Raw genomic sequence first — 19,088 nt, 5'->3', positions numbered from 1 at the left:
TTCCCAGAACAATTCGCTCAGAACAATCCGCGCTGGCCGAGGCGCTTGGCCAGGAAGTTCGAGCCGAAGATCAGGATCACGCCGACCACGCCCTTGAACAGGCCGACCGCCGTCGCGTAGCTGAATGCGCCCTGGGTGATGCCGATGTAGTACACGAACGTGTCGAACACGTCCGCGACATCACGGTTCAGCGAGGTGGTCATCAGCCAGATCTGCTCGAACCCGGAGTCCATCAAATGCCCGGACGTCAGGATCGCCATCACCACGATCGTCGGCCGGATCGCCGGCAGTGTGATGTGCCAGAACTGCCGCCACCGGCCGGCGCCGTCCACCCTCGCCGCCTCGTACAACTGCGAGTCCACACCCGCCAGCGCGGCCAGGTAGATGATCGTGCCCCAGCCGGTCTGCTTCCACAGCAGCTGCAGCACGATCAGGGGCCGGAACCACTCGGCCTGCGCCACATAGTCGGTCTTCTGCCCGCCCAGGATGCTGTGGATCCAGTTCGCGATCACGCCGAAGTCCACCGAGAAGAGCAGGTAGGTCAGCGAAGCGACGATTGTCCACGATAGGAAGTGTGGAATGTAGACAAGCGACTGCACCGACCGCTTCAGCACGTTGACCCGCAGCTCGTTCAGCAGCAGTGCGACGATGATCGGCGCCGGGAAGACGAAGAGGATTGTCAACAATGCGAGCAGCAGAGTGTTGAACATCAACCGGCCGAAGTCCGGCCCGGTGAACAGCTCGTGGAAGTGCTTCAGCCCGACCCACTCGCTACCGGAGTACCCGAGGAAGGGCACGTAGTCCTTGAACGCGATCGTCAGGCCGTACATCGGCAGGTACTTGAACACGACGAAGTACGCCAGGCCGGGCAGCAGCAACAGGTACAGCCAGCGGTAGCGGAGCAGGTCCCGCCACAACGGCTGGGCCCGGGTACGACGCTTGCGCTTCGGGGCGGGCGCCTGCCGCGAGGATCCCGCGGCAGGCTGCACCACCTCCGGCACCAGATCAGTAGCCATTTCCATCCCCCCGGTATCAGCCGCCGGCCTTGGCGAGGTCGTTGACCTCCTTGGCGATCTGCGTGCCGCCGCCGTCGTACCAGCGCTGGATCTGCGCCTTCAGCTGGTCCTCGGTGATCGCGCCGGACAGGTACTTGATCCGGGCGTCCGGGATGATCGTGTCGAGCGTCTGGCCCTTCGCGACCGAGGTCGGCGCGATGATGCTGAGCGCCGGGTTGAAGACGGCGGTCTTCAGGTCCTCGTTCATCAGTACGTCGAACTTCTCCCGCATCTTCCGGCTGGCCTCGTCGTCTGGCCGGAGTGCGTAGGCGCCGAGTCCGACCGACGCGCGCGTGCCGAGCTGGATGAAGCCCTTGTCGACGTCGTTCTGGATCGCCTTGACCTTCGGGTCGTCCTGGTTGATCGGTACGGCGTACTGCCCGTCGGCCTTGAAGTTGCGGCCCTCGATGCCGTTGGTCAGCAGGATCGAGCCCTCCTTGGACTCGAGCTTGTCCAGCGTCTTCAGCACCTCGTCGAGCTGATCCTCGGTGCGGATGTGCTGCTTGGAGATCGCGATCACCATGTTGTAGCCCGTGAACGGGTACGAGTGCTTCTCGCCGTCCGGGCCCTTCAGGTTGCCGACCAGCGTGACCTTGTCGAAGTCCTTCGGATTCTTCTCCTTGAACAGGTCGAGCAGCTGAGTCGCCCGCACGTTGACGTCGATGATCATGCCGCCCTTGCCCTGCACGAACGGGTCGTTCCAGTTCGCGCTGTCCAGGGTGGCGAAGTCCGGGTTGATCAGGCCTTCCTTGACCCACTTGCGCAGCCATTCGTTGGCGGCGAGGAACTCCGGGGTGTCGAAGCCGGGGACAAGCTTCCCGTCGCGCTCACCCCATCCGTTCGGGGCGCCGAACCAGGTCTCGACCACGTCGTACGGGCTGGCGCTCGCGTAGTTACCGGGCCACTTCGGGATGATCAGGCCGTACGTGTCCTTCTTGCCGTCGCCGTCCGGGTCGCGCTCGGTGAACGCCTTCGCGACGTTGTAGAGGTCCTCGACGGTCTGCGGCTCCTTGAGACCGAGCTTCGCGAGCCAGTCCTTGCGGATCACGATCCCGGACCGGAGCAGCGGCCGGACCCGGTAGATGCCGTACGTCTTGCCGTTGGTCTGCGTGTTCTTCGCGGTCTGCTCGTCGGCCGGCTTGAGGTTCGGGTACTTGTCGAGCTTGCCGGTCAGGTCCCAGAACGCGCCGGCCTCGGCGGCCTTCACGAACGACGGGCTCTTCTCGTTCGCCACCATCACGTCCGGGATCTTGTCCGACGCGAGCGTGACGTTCGACTTGTCGCCGTACTCCGCGTTCGGCACCCAGGTGATCTTGAGCTTCTTGCCGATCAGTTTCTCGACCGCCTGCTGGAGCTCGCCGCTCGCGTCCGGCGCCGTACCGAACAGCGGCGCCATCACCGTCAGTTCGTTGCTCGAGGCCTGGCCTCCGCTGTCGTCGCCACCGCCGGAACAGGCCGCGTTGGCGAGCAGTGCCGTCACCGTGACGGCGGCTACGGCGATGCGCCGTTTGGAGAAGATGTTCATCGGTTCCCTTTCAGATGCAGGCGCGCTTCGTTCTCGGCGAAGAAGCGCAGGCAGAGCCAGGTGTCGAGCTGGATCCAGGCGCCACCGGCCAGCACGATCCCGAGCACCGGGAACTTGGCCGACAGGTAGGCGATGGAGAGCGCGACGAACAGCAGGACCAGCGACGACGCCGGCCGCGCGAGCGCGACCAACGATGCCTTGGGCAACAACGTGCGGATGCCGAGGTCGTAGTGCACGGCCATCGGCAGCGCGTAGGCGGCGATCAGCCCGAGCGCGACCAGCGCCGCGAGACTCGCCAGCCGGGGGAGTGCGGTGCCGAGCGCGGCGAAGTACAGGTAGTTGCCGATCAGTACGACGGCGAGCGCGACGAGTGGGAGTACGACGAGCGTGCCGCGGCGGAACTCCTGGCGGAACGCGGTACGGAAGGCAGGCAAGGCGTGAAACGATTCACCGGAAGACCTGCGTCTAGCCAGGGAATATGCCGCGAGCGTGGCCGGGCCGATACCCAGCGCGATACCGCCGAGCAGGGTGAAGAGGATCCACAGGGCGTTCAGTTTGATCGCCCAGACGACCTCGTCTGTTGCGTTGTACAGCTTGATGGACCAGCCAGCCATGGTGCCTGCCTAGATGCTTCGGGCTGCTTCGGGCGAAAAGTGATGTGACCATATAGTTGAATCGTCTCAACGTCAACGCTTCGGAAAGCGTTTGTCGGAGACTGGTCAGGGACTGGGCGGGACCTGGTCAGGGACTGGTCAGGAGTGCGAGATTCGCAGGTTGGCGTACTCGCCGATCATCGGCGCCATCTGCCGGAAGCCGAGCTTTCCGCCTCGCAACGGATCCTCGTCGTGCCAGCTGAAACTCACCAGATCGTTGATCGCGAACGTGATCAGGCCCTGGTGTACGGCGAGCTTCAGGCGGTACGGGCCGTCGGCGTCCGGCACGCCCGGGATCGGGTCTGCGCCCTGCGCGACCAGGTGGAAGCCGTAGCTTTTGCGCAGATTGCAGGTGTGGAAGGCGCGCTCGGCCGGCCAACGGCGGCGGAAGTACGAGACGTGGTACGTGTCGAGGTCGCCGTGGTGGTACTGGTCGTACGGACCGGTGCGCGGCTGGAGGTCGAACAGGTCCTCGCCGTGCCGGCCCTTCGCGTGGAAGAACAGGATGCACAGGCCGGGCTCGCGGATCGGCCAGAAGTCCCACTCCACGGTGATGTCCGGCGGAAACTCCTCCGGACACCAGAGCACGATGTTCGCGTCGTCCTGCGTGCTCTCCAGCCGAAGTCGCCCGAGCGGGAAGGACATCGCGCCGTCGCCCTCGAGCTTGAACCCTTCAAGATCGGCTGGTGACGCGAGCGGATTCTCGTACTTTCTGGCGGACATCAGCGACGGCGTTTGAAGTCGCTCGACTCGCGGACGATCAGGTCCGGCTGGAAGATGACCTGGCGGTGACGATGCCGATCCGACGCCGCGACCTCCTCCTGCAGCAGTTCCATCGCGGATCGGCCGAGCAGTTCGGCCGGCTGGCGCACCGACGACAGCGGTACGGCGGCGGCGCGCGCGAAATCGATGTCGTCGTACCCGACGATCGCCATGTCGCGCGGCACCCGCAGTCCGGCAGCGGCCATCGCCTGCAGGAATCCCAGTGCGAGCAGGTCGTTCGCGAGGAAGGCCGCGGTGGGGCGGGAGCGGACGGGCATCGCGGCGATGCGTTCGCCGATCGCGCGCCCCTCGACCACGCCCATCACGTCGACCTCGTAGTACTGCAGGTCGACATCGTTGGACTCGGCAACGATCGCGGTGATGCCGGCCTTCCGGTCGGACACCTGTTGCATCGTGAACGGCCCACCGATAAAGGCGATCCGGCGATGTCCGGCCTCGATCAGATGGTTCCCGGCGAGACGTCCGCCGAGGTGATCGTCGACCGACACGGAGCACAGCCCGCGGTCGGCGGCGCGGTCGACGAGGACCACCGGCGTACCGCGTTCAACGAGCGCCGTCAGCTGCGGATCGCTGCTGTCGAAGGGGGTGATGAGGATTCCCATCACCCGCTGCTGCTCGAGCTGATCGAGGTGATGCCCCTCGCGCACCGGGTCGGTTTTGCTGTTGCAGAGCATGACCAGGGTGTCGTGCTCGTACGCCAACGCCTCGGCGCCTTCGGCCAGATCGGTGAAGAACGGGTTGGCAACATCAAGCACCACAAGCCCCACCGTGCGACTCTTCCCGGCCCGCAGATGCCGCGCCGCCTCGTTCCGCACGAACCCCAGCGCGTCGATGCTCTCCTGCACCCGCTGCCGAGTATCCGGAGCCACAATCCCCGGCCGATTCAAGAAGTTGCTGACAGTCCCCACCGAAACCCCAGCCCTCCGCGCAACCTCCTTGATGCTGGGCGTCCCCATCATCCCCCATCCACCCGCGGCCACCGTCCCACGCAGTCTAGCCACCCCAAATTGAATCGTCTAAATCCCACAACCACCGGTCGAAAGGACACCGCTCCGCGGCGACTGTCATTTTGGCCGCTTCCGGCGGCGCGCTCCGCCGACGATCCAACTCGTCCCGGCCGAGCACACCACCCTCACCCCAGAAACGACACCGCTTCGCGGCGGCTGTTTTGTTGGCCGCCTCCGGCGGCGTGCGGCTCTCGGCGATCGGACTGGTCCGTGGTGGAGCGCACCAACCGCTCGCCCGGAAGGGACACCGCTTCGCGGCCGCTGCCTATTGGCCGGCTCCGGCGGCGTGTGACTTTGGCGATCCGGCTGGTCCCCGGCGGAGTACACCAACCGCCCGCCCAGAAAGGTCACCGCTTCGCGGCGGCTGTCTTGTTGGCCGCCTGCGGCGGCGTACGACTCTCGGCGATCCGACTCGTCCCCGGCGGAGGACACCACCGCTCGCCCGGCGAGACCGGTTCCCGGCGGCTGGACTAGTGACGATCTCCGGCGGCTCGCGCGTCATCGGCGAACTCCGGAAGGCGGCGCGCGACTTTCGTCTCCCAGCCACGCGCTCGCGCGAGCGCACGTCCTTCGCCTGAGACGGTGACCGCCTTCGCGGCTGTCTTGCTGGCAGGCGGTGCGCGACTGTCGACGAGCCAACTCCTACTCGGCGGAGCACACCACCACCTGTTGGCAATGGAGCGGTTGGTTGGAATTCCGGAAGTAGATCGTCCGGATGCGGTTTTACGCTGACAGCATGGATACGAATACCGCTCGGACCTCGGTGTTGACGAGCGCGCCTGGGTTCACGCCCGGACGTCCTCCGGAATGGGATCTCGGCATCTTCATGCAGGGTGATGAACTCCAGACCGCCCTCCTCACTCTGGAGCGCAATCGTCGTACGTTGGCCTGGAAGTGCTGGGACGTGGACTCGAATGGCCTGCAGTTGCGCCTGGGCCGGTCTGCAATCACGCTCGGCGGACTTCTTAAGCACCTGGCGCTGTGTGAGGAGATGAAGTTCCAGAGCGACCTGGCTGGCGTGGAACTGCTGCCCGAGTTCCGCGGCATCGACCACGAGTCCAGGTGGGAGACCTGGGCTTGGGAGTCGGCCAAGGACGACGATCCCGACGCACTCCGCGACCTGTGGGTGCGGGCGGTACACCGCTCTCGCGACACGCTCGCCGGCCTCCTCGCCGAGTCGGGTCTCGACTACGCCCCCGAAGGCGGCATGAGTCTGCGGCGGCTCATCAGCGACCTCATCGAGGAGTACGCCCGCCACACCGGCCACGCTGATCTGCTGCGCGAGGCAGTCGACGGCGCCACCGGCGAAGGCCCGCCACACGAGTTCCCGGTTCCCTAGCCGCGACTTCCACGGAGGTCGTCTCGTCGTTGACGAGAATCGGCTCTACCGCGGGAGGATCTAGATCTCTCAGCGAACGGCGGCGGTCGGTAGTGACCGGCGTCTGGAGGGTGGTCGCGGGCGGTTGGTACGCCGAGGCGCCCACGGCGCGACGAAGCACACGCTGCGGCGTCTGAGACACGCGCCGTCGGAGACGGCCAGCCAGGCGACCGCGGCGACGCGGGCAGCTGAACATCCGCGGCGACGCGGGCAACCGAGCAACCGCCGCGACGCGGCAACCCAAGCAACCGCAGCGACGCGGCAACCAAGCAACCGCAGCGACGCGGCGACCCGAGCAGCCGCCACGAAGTGGTGTCCTTTGGTCGCGCCGGATGTGGAGAGCGGCCGGGTGTGGGGTCGACCGGGCGGTAGCGTGATTGGCATGACGGGTGAGGACGGGGTGTTGGTTGGCGGGATGGCGAATGTGGGGGCGGTCTTGCGGCGCGGGGAGCTGGTGGAACGGCCCGCTCCAAGCAACGCGCGTGCCTTGCATGCCTATCTGCTTGCGCTGAAGGGGCAGGGCTTCGATGGGGCGCCGACACCCGTCGGCCTTACTGCGGATGGGCGCGAGCAGTTGAGCTTCGTGCCCGGCGATGTGCCTCTGTTGCCGTACCCGGACTGGGCGATGACGACGACCGCGCTGGAATCGGTCGGGAGCTTGCTGCGGCGACTGCATGACGCCAGCTCGGGCGTCGCGGTCGACGCCCAGGCCAGATGGCCTCGGGACTTTGCCGACCCTGAGGGTGGAACGATGCTGTGCCACAACGACGTGTGTATGGAGAACGTCGTCTTCCGTGACGGACGTGCAGCTGCGCTGATCGATTTCGACCTGGCGGCTCCGGGTCGTCCGCTCTGGGACGTCGCCATGACCGCCCGCTACTGGGTGCCCATGGTCGATCCCACGTCCGCGGCCGGCTATTACCCCACCGGGCTGGTTGCGCCCGCGCGGCTGCGGATCCTTGCCGACAGCTACGGCCTCTCACCGTTGGACCGCGCCGAATTGCCAAGCGTCATCGAACAGGCCACGGAGGTCTGCCGAACCTTCGTCGCCGGCCGCGTCGCCGACGGCGATCCCGCCTACCTCCAGGCCCTGGACGAACGCGGCGGCTGGGCCCGCTGGGACCGCCTACAGACCTGGCTGTCAGACCAGCGTGAGACGTTCAAAGCTGCGCTGTTGAACTGACCGGCCCGAGCGGTCGAGGACAAACTCACCGGACGTCGGTGGTACCTGGTCTGATGGGCTGGGGTTTGCGGGCCAAGAGGTAGCCGTGCGTTGTCGTCTTGGCGCCCTCACGTTCACGTGTTGCTGTCGCCCATGGCTCGAAGCCTGCGTCGTGCAGCAGAGCCGCGACTTCGTCTGGTTGTTGTCGGTACGAATCGACGGAGATTGGCGTGCCCAGGAACTCGGTTCGATGGTTGTGCTCGTCGCCGATCTGAAAGGCGAGCATCAGTGCTCCGCCGGGTGCGAGCACGCGGTGAAACTCCGAGCAGGGGACGTGAATGATCGAGTAGTAGGCGAGTAGCCCGCTGGGACTGCGGGGCGTGCAGGTGCTCGGTCGTGCAGGGTTGCCGTCGCGGGCGGTTGTACGCCGGGCCGCTGTCGCGCGCGGCGGTACGCGCACCGCCGGAGGCGGGTAAAAGACGGCCGCCGCGAAGCGGTGTCGTTTGGACGGTGTCACAACCTCTTCACGGGATATGTGACTCACGGGTAACATGCGGGTATGGCGAGTCAGGTGTTGGGGTTGTGGGAGCGGTTGCGTGGGGTGCCGGGTGGGGAGCGGGTGTTTTCTTGGGGGTTTACCTGGAAGGCGCCGTACTTCCGGTCGGTGCGGCCTCGGTTCTTGCAGGTTGGGTGTGACTTTGCCTCGTTGCGGTTGCCTAAGCGGCGGGCGGTTCTGAACCACATTGGGACCGTGCATGCGATTGCTGTGTGCAACGGGTTGGAGGCGGCGATGGGGGCGTTGGCGGAGGCTACGGTGCCGGTGGGGAAGCGGTGGTTGCCCAAGGGGATGGAGGTTTCGTACCTCGCCAAGGCGACGTCCGATCTGGTCTGTTCGGCTGAGACCGATCCGGACAGCTGGACCTCGGGGTCCGATGTGCCGGTGCGGGTGAAGGCGACTCGGGACGACGGCACGGTGGTTGTCGAGGGAGTCATCCATCTGTGGGTCACCGACAAGAAGACGTCGGCCGACCGGGTGGCGAGCGAGAACGTCGGCAACAGGTAGGAAATGGGCCGCGTCGGTCGGCTCGTGGGACGTAGGGTCGGCGCGTGACCGAGTTGCGGGTGGTGGACGTTGTCGAGGAACAGCTCGATGCGGTGTGGGAGGTGCGGATTCGGTCGTTCGGGCCTGGTGGGGACCGGGACGAGTGGAAGAAGAATGCGCTCACCTTCATGCACGGGCGGTTCCTCGGCGTCGTCGACGGGGACCAGCTTGTTGCTGCGGCGCGGATCTGGCCGTTCGAGCAGTGGTGGGGCGGGCGCCGGGTCCCGATGGGCGGAGTGGCCGGCGTAGTCGTCGCACCGGAGTACCGCGGTCGTGGTGTGGGCAGCCTGATGATGCGTGCGGTGCTGCAGCGGTGCGTCGACAGGGGGTACCCGCTGACGGCGCTGTATCCCGCGACGACTGTTCTCTACCGGCACCTGGGCTACGAGTTCGCGGGTAATAGGTACAAGTTCTCGTTCCAGGCCGCTGATCTGCGGACGCTGGGCGGCAAGGGTACGGCGGTGCGGAAGGCGGGTCGTGCTGATGCGGACCTATTCCTCCAGCTCGCCGGGAAGAACCACGCGGCGAGGCGTTCGAGCGGTCCGCTGATCTGGCCGCGTACTGAGATCGAGTCCTGGCTGGAGGACGAGAACAACTTCGCGTACGTCGCCGACGACGGCTTCGTGGTCTACAACTGGTCCGACGGCGACCTGGCTGTCGACGAGCTCATGGCCGGCTCCGAGGAGACCGCTCGCGCCCTGTGGGCGACCGTCGGCTCGGGCGCGTCGATCGCGAAGTCGGTAAAGGCGTACTGCCCGCCGTTCGACCCGATCCATCTGCTCGCCGAGCACGAGGCGGACGGCGATACGCGGATCAACCGCTGGATGCTCCGGCTCACCGACGCTCCGGCCGCCATCGCGACGCGAGGCTTCCCGGAAGGCGTCGTACTCGAGGCTGACCTGCGGATCGACGACCCCGACCTGCCCGCGAACACAGGCGACTGGCACCTGTCAGTCGCCGACGGATCCGGCAGCCTCACGCCCACGGACAGCCCGAACGACGCTCTCCGATGCGGCCCACGTGGACTAGCTGCGCTGTACGCCGGTACGCCGCTCGCGGCCCTTCGCGGAGCCGGACTGGTCGCCGGGGGAGCGCCCACAACGGACGCGGGCCTGGATGCGGTCTTCAGCGGACCGACGCCGTACATGCTCGACTACTTCTGAGTTCGGCGCGTCGATTTCGTCAGTCGCGAGACCGCCGTCTAGGGTTATCGAACAAACGTTCGGAGGTGGTCCATGCGGGTGCTCGGCGTCGACCCGGGACTGACCCGGTGCGGCCTCGGCGTCGTCGAGGGTACGCCGGGGAAGCCGCCTGCACTGGTCGCCGTCGGAGTGATCCGGACGCCGACCGACCTCGACGTGTCCAAGCGACTCGTCCAGATCGAGGCGGAGCTGGATGAGTGGATCGCCAAGTACCAGCCGGACGCGGTCGCGGTCGAGCGGGTGTTTGCGCAGCACAACGTTCGGACCGTGATGGGGACGGCGCAGGCCTCCGGAGTCGCGATGGTCGTCGCGGCTCGTCGCGGGCTGCCGGTCGCGCTGCACACGCCGAGTGAGGTGAAGGCCGCGGTCACCGGATCGGGCCGGGCGGACAAGGAGCAGGTGACCACGATGGTCACCCGGATCCTCAAGCTGAGCGAGCGTCCGACGCCCGCCGACGCTGCGGATGCGCTGGCGTTGGCGATCTGTCAGGTCTGGCGTGGTGGCGTGGCCAGCAAGCTGCAGGAGGCGGCGTCCAGCCGGTCCAACCTCGAGGCGCAGGCGCAGGCGCAGTCCCGTCTGCAGATGGCAAGATTGCGGGCCGCGGTGGCGGCCCAGCAGGGCAAGCGGTGAGCACGGAAACGGGAGGTGGGCGATGATCGCCTTTGTGCGTGGACCGGTGGCGGCCATCGGCGTGGACAGCGCCGTGGTCGAGGTCGGGGGAGTGGGCCTGCAGGTGTACTGCGACCCGGGCACCCTGGCTGGCTTGCGGCCGGGACAAGAGGCCCGGATCTCCACATCGATGGTGGTTCGCGAGGACTCACTGACGTTGTACGGGTTCGCCGACGACGACGCGAAGAACCTGTTCGAGCTGCTCCAGACCGCGTCCGGGGTCGGCCCGAGGCTGGCGCAGGCGGCGCTCGCGGTGCTCAGCCCCGACCAGCTGCGACAGGCCGTCGCGACCGAGGACCTCGTCGTACTGGTGAAGGTGCCGGGCATCGGGAAGAAGGGCGCCCAGCGGATCGTGCTGGAGCTGAAGGACAAGATCGGTGCGCCGTCGAAGACGGTGACCGGCCGGCCTCTCCAGACGCAGGAGGCGTGGCGCGAGCAGGTGGCGGCCGGTCTGGTCGGTCTTGGCTACTCGGCTCGCGACGCCGAGGACGCGGTCACCGCAGTGTCGCCACTCGCTGCCGACAGCCCCAGCCCAGCCGTTCCCGACCTGCTGCGCGCCGCGTTGCGCGTGCTCTCGAAGGCCTAGAGGACCTAGGCGATGGAAGACAACGTCCGGCCGCTGGTGTCAGCCGACGCAGTGGACCTCGAGGAACGCAAGATCGAGTCCGCGCTCCGGCCGCGCACGCTGGCCGAGTTCGGCGGTCAGCGCCGGGTCAGCGAGCAGCTCGAGCTGGTGCTGCACGCTGCCCGTGGGCGCAATCGGGCGCCCGACCACGTGCTGCTGTCGGGCCCGCCCGGCCTCGGGAAGACCACGCTGGCGATGATCATCGCCAGCGAGCTGTCCACGCCGCTACGGATCACCAGCGGTCCGGCGATCCAGCACGCCGGCGACCTCGCCGCGATCCTCTCCGGGTTGAGCGAGGGCGAAGTACTGTTCCTCGACGAGATCCACCGGATGTCGCGGCCGGCCGAAGAGCTGCTGTACATGGCGATGGAGGATTTCCGCGTCGACGTGATCGTCGGCAAGGGGCCCGGTGCGACCGCGATCCCGCTCGAGATCCCGCCGTTCACGCTGGTCGGGGCGACCACGCGGGCCGGTCTGCTGCCGGGGCCGCTGCGTGACCGGTTCGGGTTCACCGGTCACCTGGAGTTCTACGAGTCCGCCGAGCTGGAGAAGATCGTCAACCGCTCGGCCGCCCTGCTCGAGGTCGACATCACTCCGGAGGGCGCGGCGGAGATTGCCTCGCGCTCTCGCGGTACGCCGCGTATCGCGAACCGGCTGCTCCGCCGCGTCCGCGACTTCGCAGAGGTGCGGGCGGACGGCATCATCACGCTCGCGCTCGCCAAGTCGGCCCTGGAGCTGTACGAGGTGGACAAAATGGGCCTCGACCGGCTCGACAGGTCCGTTCTGGACGCCTTGTGCCGCCGTTTCGGGGGCGGACCGGTCGGTCTTTCCACGCTGGCGGTTGCGGTCGGCGAAGAACGTGAGACCGTGGAGGAAGTGGCCGAACCATTCCTGGTCCGGTCGGGCTATCTGGCCCGTACGCCGCGCGGTCGGGTCGCTACGCCCGCGGCCTGGCGGCATATCGGGCTGAAGGTCCCGAAGGGCGCGACGTTCGCCGACACGCTCTTCGACACCGATGAGGACTAAGGAGACCGACCCCAACTGAACAGCGGACGTCGGGGAACGTCCGCGGGCGCCGGAGCGTAGTTACTGCAGTACCGAGTAACGCAAACGTGACCCGGTGTCATGAGGTACTTCTTGCCGCTCAGGGTTAGACTCCCCGGTGGCCTGACCTCCAGGTTATTCCGCTGCGACCTGCGCGCTTTCGAGCAGAGCGTGCCGGACGCCCGTATTTCCGATCGACAAAGGATTCTGAGACCCGATGCAACTCCTCGCCGTACCGATGGCCTCCTCCGGGGGTGGCGGCATCACGCTGCTGCTGCCGCTGATCCTGATCGTCGGAATGATCTGGTTCATGAGCCGCACGCAGAAGAAGCAGCGCCAGCGCCAGGCTGACACCGTCGCCGCGCTCGCCCCGGGTAGCAAGGTGATCACCACCAGCGGCCTGGTCGGCATCGTCGAGGAGACCGACGACGAGTACGTGACGCTGGAGATCTCCGAGGGCGTTCTGGTTCAGGTCGTCAAGGGCGCAATCGGCCGGGTCGTCCCGGACGAGGACGCCGCCGAGGCCACCGACGCCGCGGACGAGGCCACCGACTCCACCGACACGGTCTCGACCGACGAGTCGAAGGTCGACGTTCCGGACACGGGCCGTGACAAGGCCGACGGCAAGGTGCAGGACGCCCCGAAGCTGCCGCCGACGCACACCGAGAACTGAATTCCGTCCCACCAGCCTGCGGCGCGGCGTTCGGCGTCCACCTGACGGTGCGGCGCGCCCAGAAGTACGAAGGTTGAATCTGACGTGGCAACGAGTTCGTCGACATCCCGCCCCGGGCGGAACCTGATCGCCTTGGTGGTGGTCGTGGTCCTGCTGTTCGGCATCATGGCGCTGACCCAGACCTGGAAGCCCAAGCTCGGACTGGACCTGCGCGGTGGCACCACCATCACGCTGACCGCCAGCACGTTCGACGGTAAGGGCAAGGTGACTGCCGACCAGTTGAACGAGGCGAAGAACATCATCGGCCAGCGCGTCAACGGCGCCGGTGTGGCCGAGGCCGACATCACCACCTCCGGGTCGAACCACATCAACGTGGCCGTCCCGGGCGCCACGAAGGAATCGCTGGTGTCGCAGGTCGGCCAGACCGCCCTGCTGTACTTCCGGATCGTGCTGGGCTCGCAGGCCCCCGTCGCGCCGACCCCGACGGCGACGCCGACTCCGGGCGCCACGCCGAAGCCGAGTACGACGCCCAAGCCGAGTACGACGCCCAAGGCGAGCACGACCGTGAAGCCGAGCACCACGGTCAAGCCGACCACCAGCAGTACGCCGAAGGGCCGCGCCTGGACCAGCGCGCTGGCCGACGCGACGCCGACGCCGACCCCGAAGGCCAGTACGACGCCGAAGCCGAGCACCCCGGCCGCGACCCCGTCGACGCCGGCCACCGCAGCGGGCGACCCGCTGAACTACACGCCGGACGCGGCCACGCAGGCGGCGTTCGCCACCTTCAAGTGCAGCGACAAGCAGCTCGACGACCCGAAGAAGGCGCTCTTCTCCTGCGACCAGAACCAGAACAGGTATCTGCTCGGTCCGGCGATCCTGGCCGGCACCGACCTGTCGGACGCCAGCGCCGGCATCCCGCAGAACGGTCTGCAGTGGCAGGTCAACCTGAAGTTCACCTCGGCCGGCGGCGACAAGTTCCTGAAGGCCACCCAGAACATCTCCCAGCGGGGCCAGGGCCAGAACCTGTTCGCGATCGTGCTGGACGGCAAGACCATCTCGACGCCGAGCGTGGACAACCCGATCCCGGGCGGCCAGGCGCAGATCACCGGTACCTTCACCGAGGCTGAGGCCCGCGACCTGGCGAACGTGCTGAAGTACGGCTCGCTGCCGGTCAAGTTCGACATCTCCTCGGTCGAGACCGTGTCGCCGCAGCTCGGTGGCGACCAGCTCTCCGCGGGCATCTGGGCCGGCCTCATCGGCCTCGCCCTCGTCGTGCTCTTCTGCTTCCTGTACTACCGCGGCCTCGGCATCGTCGTGGTGGCGTCGCTGGCGGTCGCCGGCGTACTGACCGGGACGCTGGTGATCCTGCTGGGCAAGGCGATCGGCTTCACCCTGACGCTGGCAGGTATCGCGGGTCTGATCGTCGCGGTCGGTATCACCGCGGACTCGTTCATCATCTACTTCGAACGACTCCGGGACGAAGTGCGTGAAGGACGCAGCCTGCGCTCCTCGGTGGAGACCGGCTGGGCCCGTGCCAAGCACACGATCATCGCGGCCGACTCGATCTCGCTGCTCGCCGCGATCGTGCTGTACGTGCTGGCGATCGGCAGCGTCCGCGGGTTCGCGTTCACACTCGGCCTGACCACGCTGATCGACCTGTTCGTGGTCTTCATGTTCACCAAGCCGATGGTCACGCTGCTGGCCCGGACCGACTTCTTCGGCCACGGGCACAAGCTGTCCGGCCTGGATCCGGAGCATCTCGGCGTCGAACGACTACCCGGACAGACCAAAACGACAGCCCGGCCGCGGAAGACGCCGTCGACGCGCAAGCCGCTGGGAGGGCAGGTCTGATGTCGAAGCTCGGACAGATCGGTGCCAAGCTGCACCGCGGTGACGTCTCCTACGACTTCATCGGCCACCGCAGGTTCTGGTTCAGCCTCTCGGCGATCCTGGTCATCATCTCGCTGGCCGGCCTGTTCGCCCGCGGCCTGGCGCTCGGCATCGAGTTCCGCGGCGGCGTCGAGTACGACGCGGCCGTCAAGGTCACCGACAGCACAGTGGACGACTTCACCGCCGCGGTGAAGGCGACCAACGCCAAGGGACTCGGCGACCCGGTTGTCACCACGATCAACAACAACAAGGTCCGCGTCCAGACCAAGCCGCTGGCGCAGGCCGACGTCGGCAACGTCCGGGCCGCGATCGCCAAGGAAGCCGGCATTCCCGCCGACCAGGTGACCTCGCAGCAGATCGGCGCGTCCTGGGGTAAGCAGATCGCCGACAAGGCGATCCTGGCGCTGATCGTCTTCCTGGTCGCGGTGTTCGCGGTGATCTGGCTGTACTTCCGAGAAGCCAAGGCCTCCATGGCCGCAATCATCGCCCTGATCCACGACGTCACGATCACCGTCGGTGTGTACGCACTGGTCGGATTCGACGTGACACCAGCGACGGTGATCGGCGTACTGACGATCCTCGGATACTCGCTGTACGACACCGTCGTGGTGTTCGACAAGATCCGCGAGAACACCCGGGGCATCACCGGTTCGAACCGGATGACGTACTCCGACGCGACCAACCTCGCGGTCAACCAGACGGTGGTCCGGTCGATCAACACCACGATCACCGCACTGCTCCCGGTCGGCGCGATCCTGGTCGTCGGCACGGTCGTGCTCGGCACCGGCCCGCTGAAGGACCTGTCGCTCGCGCTGTTCGTCGGTATCGCCGTCGGTGCGTACTCGTCGATCTTCATCGCCCCGTCGCTGCTCGCAGTCTTCAAGGAGCGCGAGCCGGGCATGAAGGCGCTGAACAAGCGCGTCACGGCGAAGAAGGCCCAGACGGCCGCTGCCGCTGCGGCTACGGCGGCTCCGGTCGCGGTTGCCACGGCGGGTGCCGGCGCCGCCGCGCGCAGTGCTGGACAGGACAGGGCCGTACAAGACACGCCGCGGAAGGCGGATCGGGCCACCGGTACGGCGCCGACGCCGTCGACCCGGCCGATGAAGGCGACGGCGGCCGGGCGTCCGCAGCCGACGCGCAAGCCGCGGTCGAAGCGCGGTAAGTGATGCGGTCGCTCGAGCAGGTTCTCGCCGACGGCATTCGCGATATTCCGGACTACCCGCAGCCGGGGGTGGTGTTCAAGGACATCACCCCGCTGCTGGCCGACCACACCGGCTTCGCGCAGGTCGTGGAGGCGCTGGCGGCGGCCGGGACGGACGATGACGGGAACCCGGTGGTCGACAAGGTGGTCGGGATCGAGGCGCGCGGGTTCATCCTGGCCGCCCCGGTCGCGCTCGCCCTCGGCGCCGGGTTCGTGCCGGTGCGTAAGAAGGGCAAGCTGCCGGCGGCGACGTACGAGGAGTCGTACGCGCTGGAGTACGGCGAGGCGACCATCGAGGTGCACCAGGACGCGTTCACTCCGGGTGACCGGGTCCTGGTCATCGACGACGTCCTCGCCACCGGCGGCACCGTCGAGGCCTGTCTGCGGCTGATCCGCCGCTGCGAGGCCGAGGTCGCCGGTACTGCGGTCCTGCTCGAGCTCTCGTTCCTTCCGGGCCGCAAGCGCCTCGAAGGCGAGCAGTTGAGCTCCTTGCTGACGGTCTGATTTCGGGCAAACTCTCCGCAGTCGGGGGATAACCCGGCGTGTTGTCCACAGGCGGGTCTGCCTCGTTGGTCAACGGCCTCTAGACTGGGGGTCTGTCGGCGGAGGGACACAAACGTGGGCGAAGACCCGGCGATGACATCTGCGGTGCCGAACGCCGTACCGCAGGAGCCACCGCGCGCGCCGTCACCGGTGCGCCCGGTCTCGCCGACGCCTGCGTCCCAACCGCCTGCCCAAGCTGCTCAGCCGCCGCGGATCGCGCCGGCCCGGGTCCGTGCCCGGCTCGCCCGCCTCGGCGGCACCCGGCACCCGAACCGGGCGCCGATGCTCGAGCCGCTGTTCCGGGTCGTCCGCGCGACGCACCCCAAGGCTGACCTCGGGCTGATCGAGCGCGCGTACCGGACCGCGGAGAAGTACCACACCGGCCAGTTGCGCAAGAGCGGCGACGCCTACATCACGCATCCGCTCGCGGTCGCCACGATCCTCGCCGAGCTCGGTATGACCGCGCCGACGCTGTGCGCCGCCGTACTGCACGACACCGTCGAGGACACGCCGTACACGGTCGAGGACCTGACCCGCGACTTCGGCGAAGAGATCGCGATGCTCGTCGACGGCGTGACCAAGCTGGACAAGGTCAAGTACGGCGAGTCCGCGCAGGCCGAGACGATCCGCAAGATGGTCGTCGCGATGTCGAAGGACATCCGCGTCCTGGTGATCAAGCTCGCCGACCGGCTGCACAACATGCGCACGCTCGGGTTCCTGCGGCAGGAGAAGCAGGAGCGGATCGCCCGCGAGACGCTGGAGATCTACGCCCCGCTGGCCCACCGGCTCGGTATGAACACGATCAAGTGGGAGCTCGAGGACCTCGCGTTCTCGACCCTGCACCCGAAGGTGTACGACGAGATCGTGCGGCTGGTCGCGGAGCGCGCGCCGTCCCGCGATGAGTATCTGGCGTCCGTGATCGACCAGGTCCACGAGGACCTGCGTGCCGCCAAGGTGAAGGCGACCGTCACCGGCAGGCCGAAGCACTACTACTCGATCTACCAGAAGATGATCGTCCGCGGCCGCGAGTTCGGTGACATCTACGACCTGGTCGGCATCCGGGTCCTGGTCGAGTCGGTCCGCGACTGTTACGCGGCTCTCGGCATACTGCACGCGCGGTGGAACCCGGTCCCCGGCCGGTTCAAGGACTACATCGCGATGCCGAAGTTCAACATGTACCAGTCGCTGCACACCACCGTGATCGGCCCGCAGGGCAAGCCGGTGGAGCTGCAGATCCGGTCGTTCTCGATGCACCGCCGCGCGGAGTACGGCATTGCCGCGCACTGGAAGTACAAGGAGGACCCGGGCTCGGTCGCGCCGGCCACGCCGACCACCGACGTCGGCGGTCCGAACGACATGCCCTGGGTGCGGCAGCTCGTCGACTGGCAGCGGGAGACCTCCGACCCGTCGGAGTTCCTCGACTCGCTGCGGTTCGAGATCAACAACTCCGAGGTCTACGTCTTCACCCCGCGCGGCGATGTGATGTCGCTGCCGACCGGGTCGTCGCCGGTCGACTTCGCGTACGCGATCCACACCGAGGTCGGGCACCGCTGTATCGGCGCTCGCGTCAACGGCCGACTCGTGCCGCTGGAGAGCACGCTCGAGAACGGTGACGTGGTCGAGGTCTTCACGTCGAAGGCGCAGGGTGCGGGTCCGTCGCGCGACTGGCTGACGTTCGTCAAGAGCCCCCGCGCGCGGAACAAGATCAAGCACTGGTTCTCCAAGGAGCGCCGCGACGAGGCGATCGAGCACGGCAAGGACGCGATCGCGAAGCAGCTCCGCAAGGAGGGCCTGCCGCTGCAGCGCCTGCTGTCGCACGAGACCCTGACCGCCGTCGCCAACTCCCTGCGGTATCCGGACGTCACCGGCCTGTACGCCGCCGTCGGCGAGCAGCACGTCAGCGCGCAGGCCGTCGTACGGCGTCTGATCGAGACGTACGGTGGTGAGGAGGGCGCGGCCGAGGACCTGGCCGAGGGCGTCCACCTGCCGGCCACGCGTGAGCGCCGCAAGCGCACTGCTCGCGGCGATGCCGGCGTCATCGTCAAGGGCGCGACCGACGTGCTGTCGAAGCTGGCCCGGTGCTGTACGCCGGTGCCGGGCGACGAGATCATCGGCTGGGTCACGCGCGGGGCGGGCGTCTCGGTGCACCGGGCCGACTGCGCCAACGTGGAAAACCTGAAGACCCAGCCTGAGCGGATCGTCGAGGTCGAGTGGGCCCCGACCGCCCAGTCCGTCTTCCTGGTCGCCATCCAGGTCGAGGCGCTGGACCGGGCGAGGTTGCTGTCAGACATCACCCGCGTGCTGTCGGACTACCACGTGAACATCCTGTCCGCAGCGCTGACGACGACTCGCGACCGCATCGCCAAGTCCCGCTTCACCTTCGAAATGGGCGACCCGACCCACCTCGGCCACGTCCTGAAGGCGGTTCGCTCAGTCGAGGGCGTCTTCGATGTGTATCGGGTGACGCAGTAGCTCGGTTTGTGGGGCCGGGGACACTGCGTCTATGAGTGGTCTCGGGCGGCGGGCGTTCTTGGTTGCGGGTGTTGGGTTGCTGGCGGGGTGCAGTGATTCGTCGG

At 67.4% G+C, this 19,088-nt stretch carries 17 protein-coding genes; 12 read left to right on the top strand and 5 right to left on the bottom strand.

What is annotated here, in order from left to right:
- Nucleotides 1-17: 17 nt before the first annotated feature.
- The 5 genes from ACQPYH_RS26530 to ACQPYH_RS26510 all read right to left on the bottom strand — a co-directional run bounded on the left by ACQPYH_RS26530 (nucleotide 18) and on the right by ACQPYH_RS26510 (nucleotide 4,972).
- Complete coding sequence (locus ACQPYH_RS26530) at nucleotides 18-1,016, bottom strand: ABC transporter permease (RefSeq protein WP_432876481.1); 999 nt, start codon at nucleotides 1,014-1,016, stop codon at nucleotides 18-20.
- Between the two features lie 16 nt (nucleotides 1,017-1,032).
- On the bottom strand, nucleotides 1,033-2,580 hold the full coding sequence (locus ACQPYH_RS26525; protein ID WP_432876479.1) for an extracellular solute-binding protein: 1,548 nt from the start codon (nucleotides 2,578-2,580) through the stop codon (nucleotides 1,033-1,035).
- Nucleotides 2,577-3,194: a YesL family protein gene (locus tag ACQPYH_RS26520; RefSeq protein ID WP_432876477.1), complete on the bottom strand. Its 618-nt coding sequence runs from the start codon at nucleotides 3,192-3,194 to the stop codon at nucleotides 2,577-2,579. Before ACQPYH_RS26520 ends, ACQPYH_RS26525 begins: the two co-directional genes overlap by 4 nt.
- Nucleotides 3,195-3,332: 138 nt before the next feature.
- Complete coding sequence (locus ACQPYH_RS26515; protein WP_432876475.1) at nucleotides 3,333-3,956, bottom strand: DUF1961 family protein; 624 nt, start codon at nucleotides 3,954-3,956, stop codon at nucleotides 3,333-3,335.
- A complete protein-coding gene (locus ACQPYH_RS26510; protein WP_432894489.1) occupies nucleotides 3,956-4,972 on the bottom strand; it encodes a LacI family DNA-binding transcriptional regulator in 1,017 nt (338 codons plus the stop codon). Before ACQPYH_RS26510 ends, ACQPYH_RS26515 begins: the two co-directional genes overlap by 1 nt.
- Before the next feature lie 787 nt (nucleotides 4,973-5,759).
- On the opposite strand from ACQPYH_RS26510, the gene ACQPYH_RS26505 reads away from it, so the two are divergent.
- The 12 genes from ACQPYH_RS26505 to ACQPYH_RS26450 all read left to right on the top strand — a co-directional run bounded on the left by ACQPYH_RS26505 (nucleotide 5,760) and on the right by ACQPYH_RS26450 (nucleotide 18,984).
- Complete coding sequence (locus ACQPYH_RS26505; RefSeq protein WP_432876473.1) at nucleotides 5,760-6,362, top strand: DUF664 domain-containing protein; 603 nt, start codon at nucleotides 5,760-5,762, stop codon at nucleotides 6,360-6,362.
- A 421-nt stretch (nucleotides 6,363-6,783) separates the two neighbouring features.
- On the top strand, nucleotides 6,784-7,584 hold the full coding sequence (locus ACQPYH_RS26500) for a phosphotransferase (RefSeq protein ID WP_432876471.1): 801 nt from the start codon (nucleotides 6,784-6,786) through the stop codon (nucleotides 7,582-7,584).
- Nucleotides 7,585-8,122: 538 nt separating this feature from the next.
- Nucleotides 8,123-8,626 (top strand): hotdog fold domain-containing protein, encoded by a 504-nt coding sequence (locus ACQPYH_RS26495; RefSeq protein ID WP_432876469.1) that lies wholly within the window; start codon nucleotides 8,123-8,125, stop codon nucleotides 8,624-8,626.
- A gap of 44 nt (nucleotides 8,627-8,670) precedes the next feature.
- Complete coding sequence (locus ACQPYH_RS26490; RefSeq protein ID WP_432876467.1) at nucleotides 8,671-9,828, top strand: GNAT family N-acetyltransferase; 1,158 nt, start codon at nucleotides 8,671-8,673, stop codon at nucleotides 9,826-9,828.
- A gap of 72 nt (nucleotides 9,829-9,900) precedes the next feature.
- Nucleotides 9,901-10,497 carry a crossover junction endodeoxyribonuclease RuvC gene (gene ruvC, locus ACQPYH_RS26485; RefSeq protein ID WP_432876465.1) on the top strand — a complete coding sequence of 199 codons (597 nt, stop codon included), beginning with the start codon at nucleotides 9,901-9,903 and terminating at the stop codon, nucleotides 10,495-10,497.
- A gap of 22 nt (nucleotides 10,498-10,519) precedes the next feature.
- Nucleotides 10,520-11,122, top strand: a complete 603-nt coding sequence (gene ruvA, locus ACQPYH_RS26480) for a Holliday junction branch migration protein RuvA (protein WP_396405293.1) — start codon at nucleotides 10,520-10,522, stop codon at nucleotides 11,120-11,122.
- A gap of 12 nt (nucleotides 11,123-11,134) precedes the next feature.
- Nucleotides 11,135-12,187 (top strand): Holliday junction branch migration DNA helicase RuvB, encoded by a 1,053-nt coding sequence (gene ruvB, locus ACQPYH_RS26475; protein WP_432876463.1) that lies wholly within the window; start codon nucleotides 11,135-11,137, stop codon nucleotides 12,185-12,187.
- Nucleotides 12,188-12,422: 235 nt separating this feature from the next.
- Nucleotides 12,423-12,878, top strand: a complete 456-nt coding sequence (gene yajC / locus ACQPYH_RS26470) for a preprotein translocase subunit YajC (RefSeq protein WP_432876461.1) — start codon at nucleotides 12,423-12,425, stop codon at nucleotides 12,876-12,878.
- An 84-nt stretch (nucleotides 12,879-12,962) separates the two neighbouring features.
- The gene (gene secD / locus ACQPYH_RS26465; protein ID WP_432876459.1) at nucleotides 12,963-14,729 is read left to right on the top strand and encodes a protein translocase subunit SecD; all 1,767 of its coding nucleotides are present in this window, start codon (nucleotides 12,963-12,965) and stop codon (nucleotides 14,727-14,729) included.
- Nucleotides 14,729-15,934 (top strand): protein translocase subunit SecF, encoded by a 1,206-nt coding sequence (gene secF / locus ACQPYH_RS26460; protein WP_432876457.1) that lies wholly within the window; start codon nucleotides 14,729-14,731, stop codon nucleotides 15,932-15,934. The genes secD and secF overlap by 1 nt, the downstream gene beginning before the upstream one ends.
- Nucleotides 15,934-16,473 (top strand): adenine phosphoribosyltransferase, encoded by a 540-nt coding sequence (locus ACQPYH_RS26455; RefSeq protein WP_432876455.1) that lies wholly within the window; start codon nucleotides 15,934-15,936, stop codon nucleotides 16,471-16,473. Before secF ends, ACQPYH_RS26455 begins: the two co-directional genes overlap by 1 nt.
- A 132-nt stretch (nucleotides 16,474-16,605) precedes the next feature.
- Nucleotides 16,606-18,984 carry a RelA/SpoT family protein gene (locus ACQPYH_RS26450; RefSeq protein ID WP_432876453.1) on the top strand — a complete coding sequence of 793 codons (2,379 nt, stop codon included), beginning with the start codon at nucleotides 16,606-16,608 and terminating at the stop codon, nucleotides 18,982-18,984.
- Nucleotides 18,985-19,088 lie beyond the last annotated feature (104 nt).

The sequence above is a fragment of the Kribbella sp. CA-245084 genome (genome assembly GCF_050942355.1).
In the GTDB taxonomy this organism is placed as follows: domain Bacteria; phylum Actinomycetota; class Actinomycetes; order Propionibacteriales; family Kribbellaceae; genus Kribbella.
This window is presented reverse-complemented; position numbering and strand designations above follow the sequence as displayed.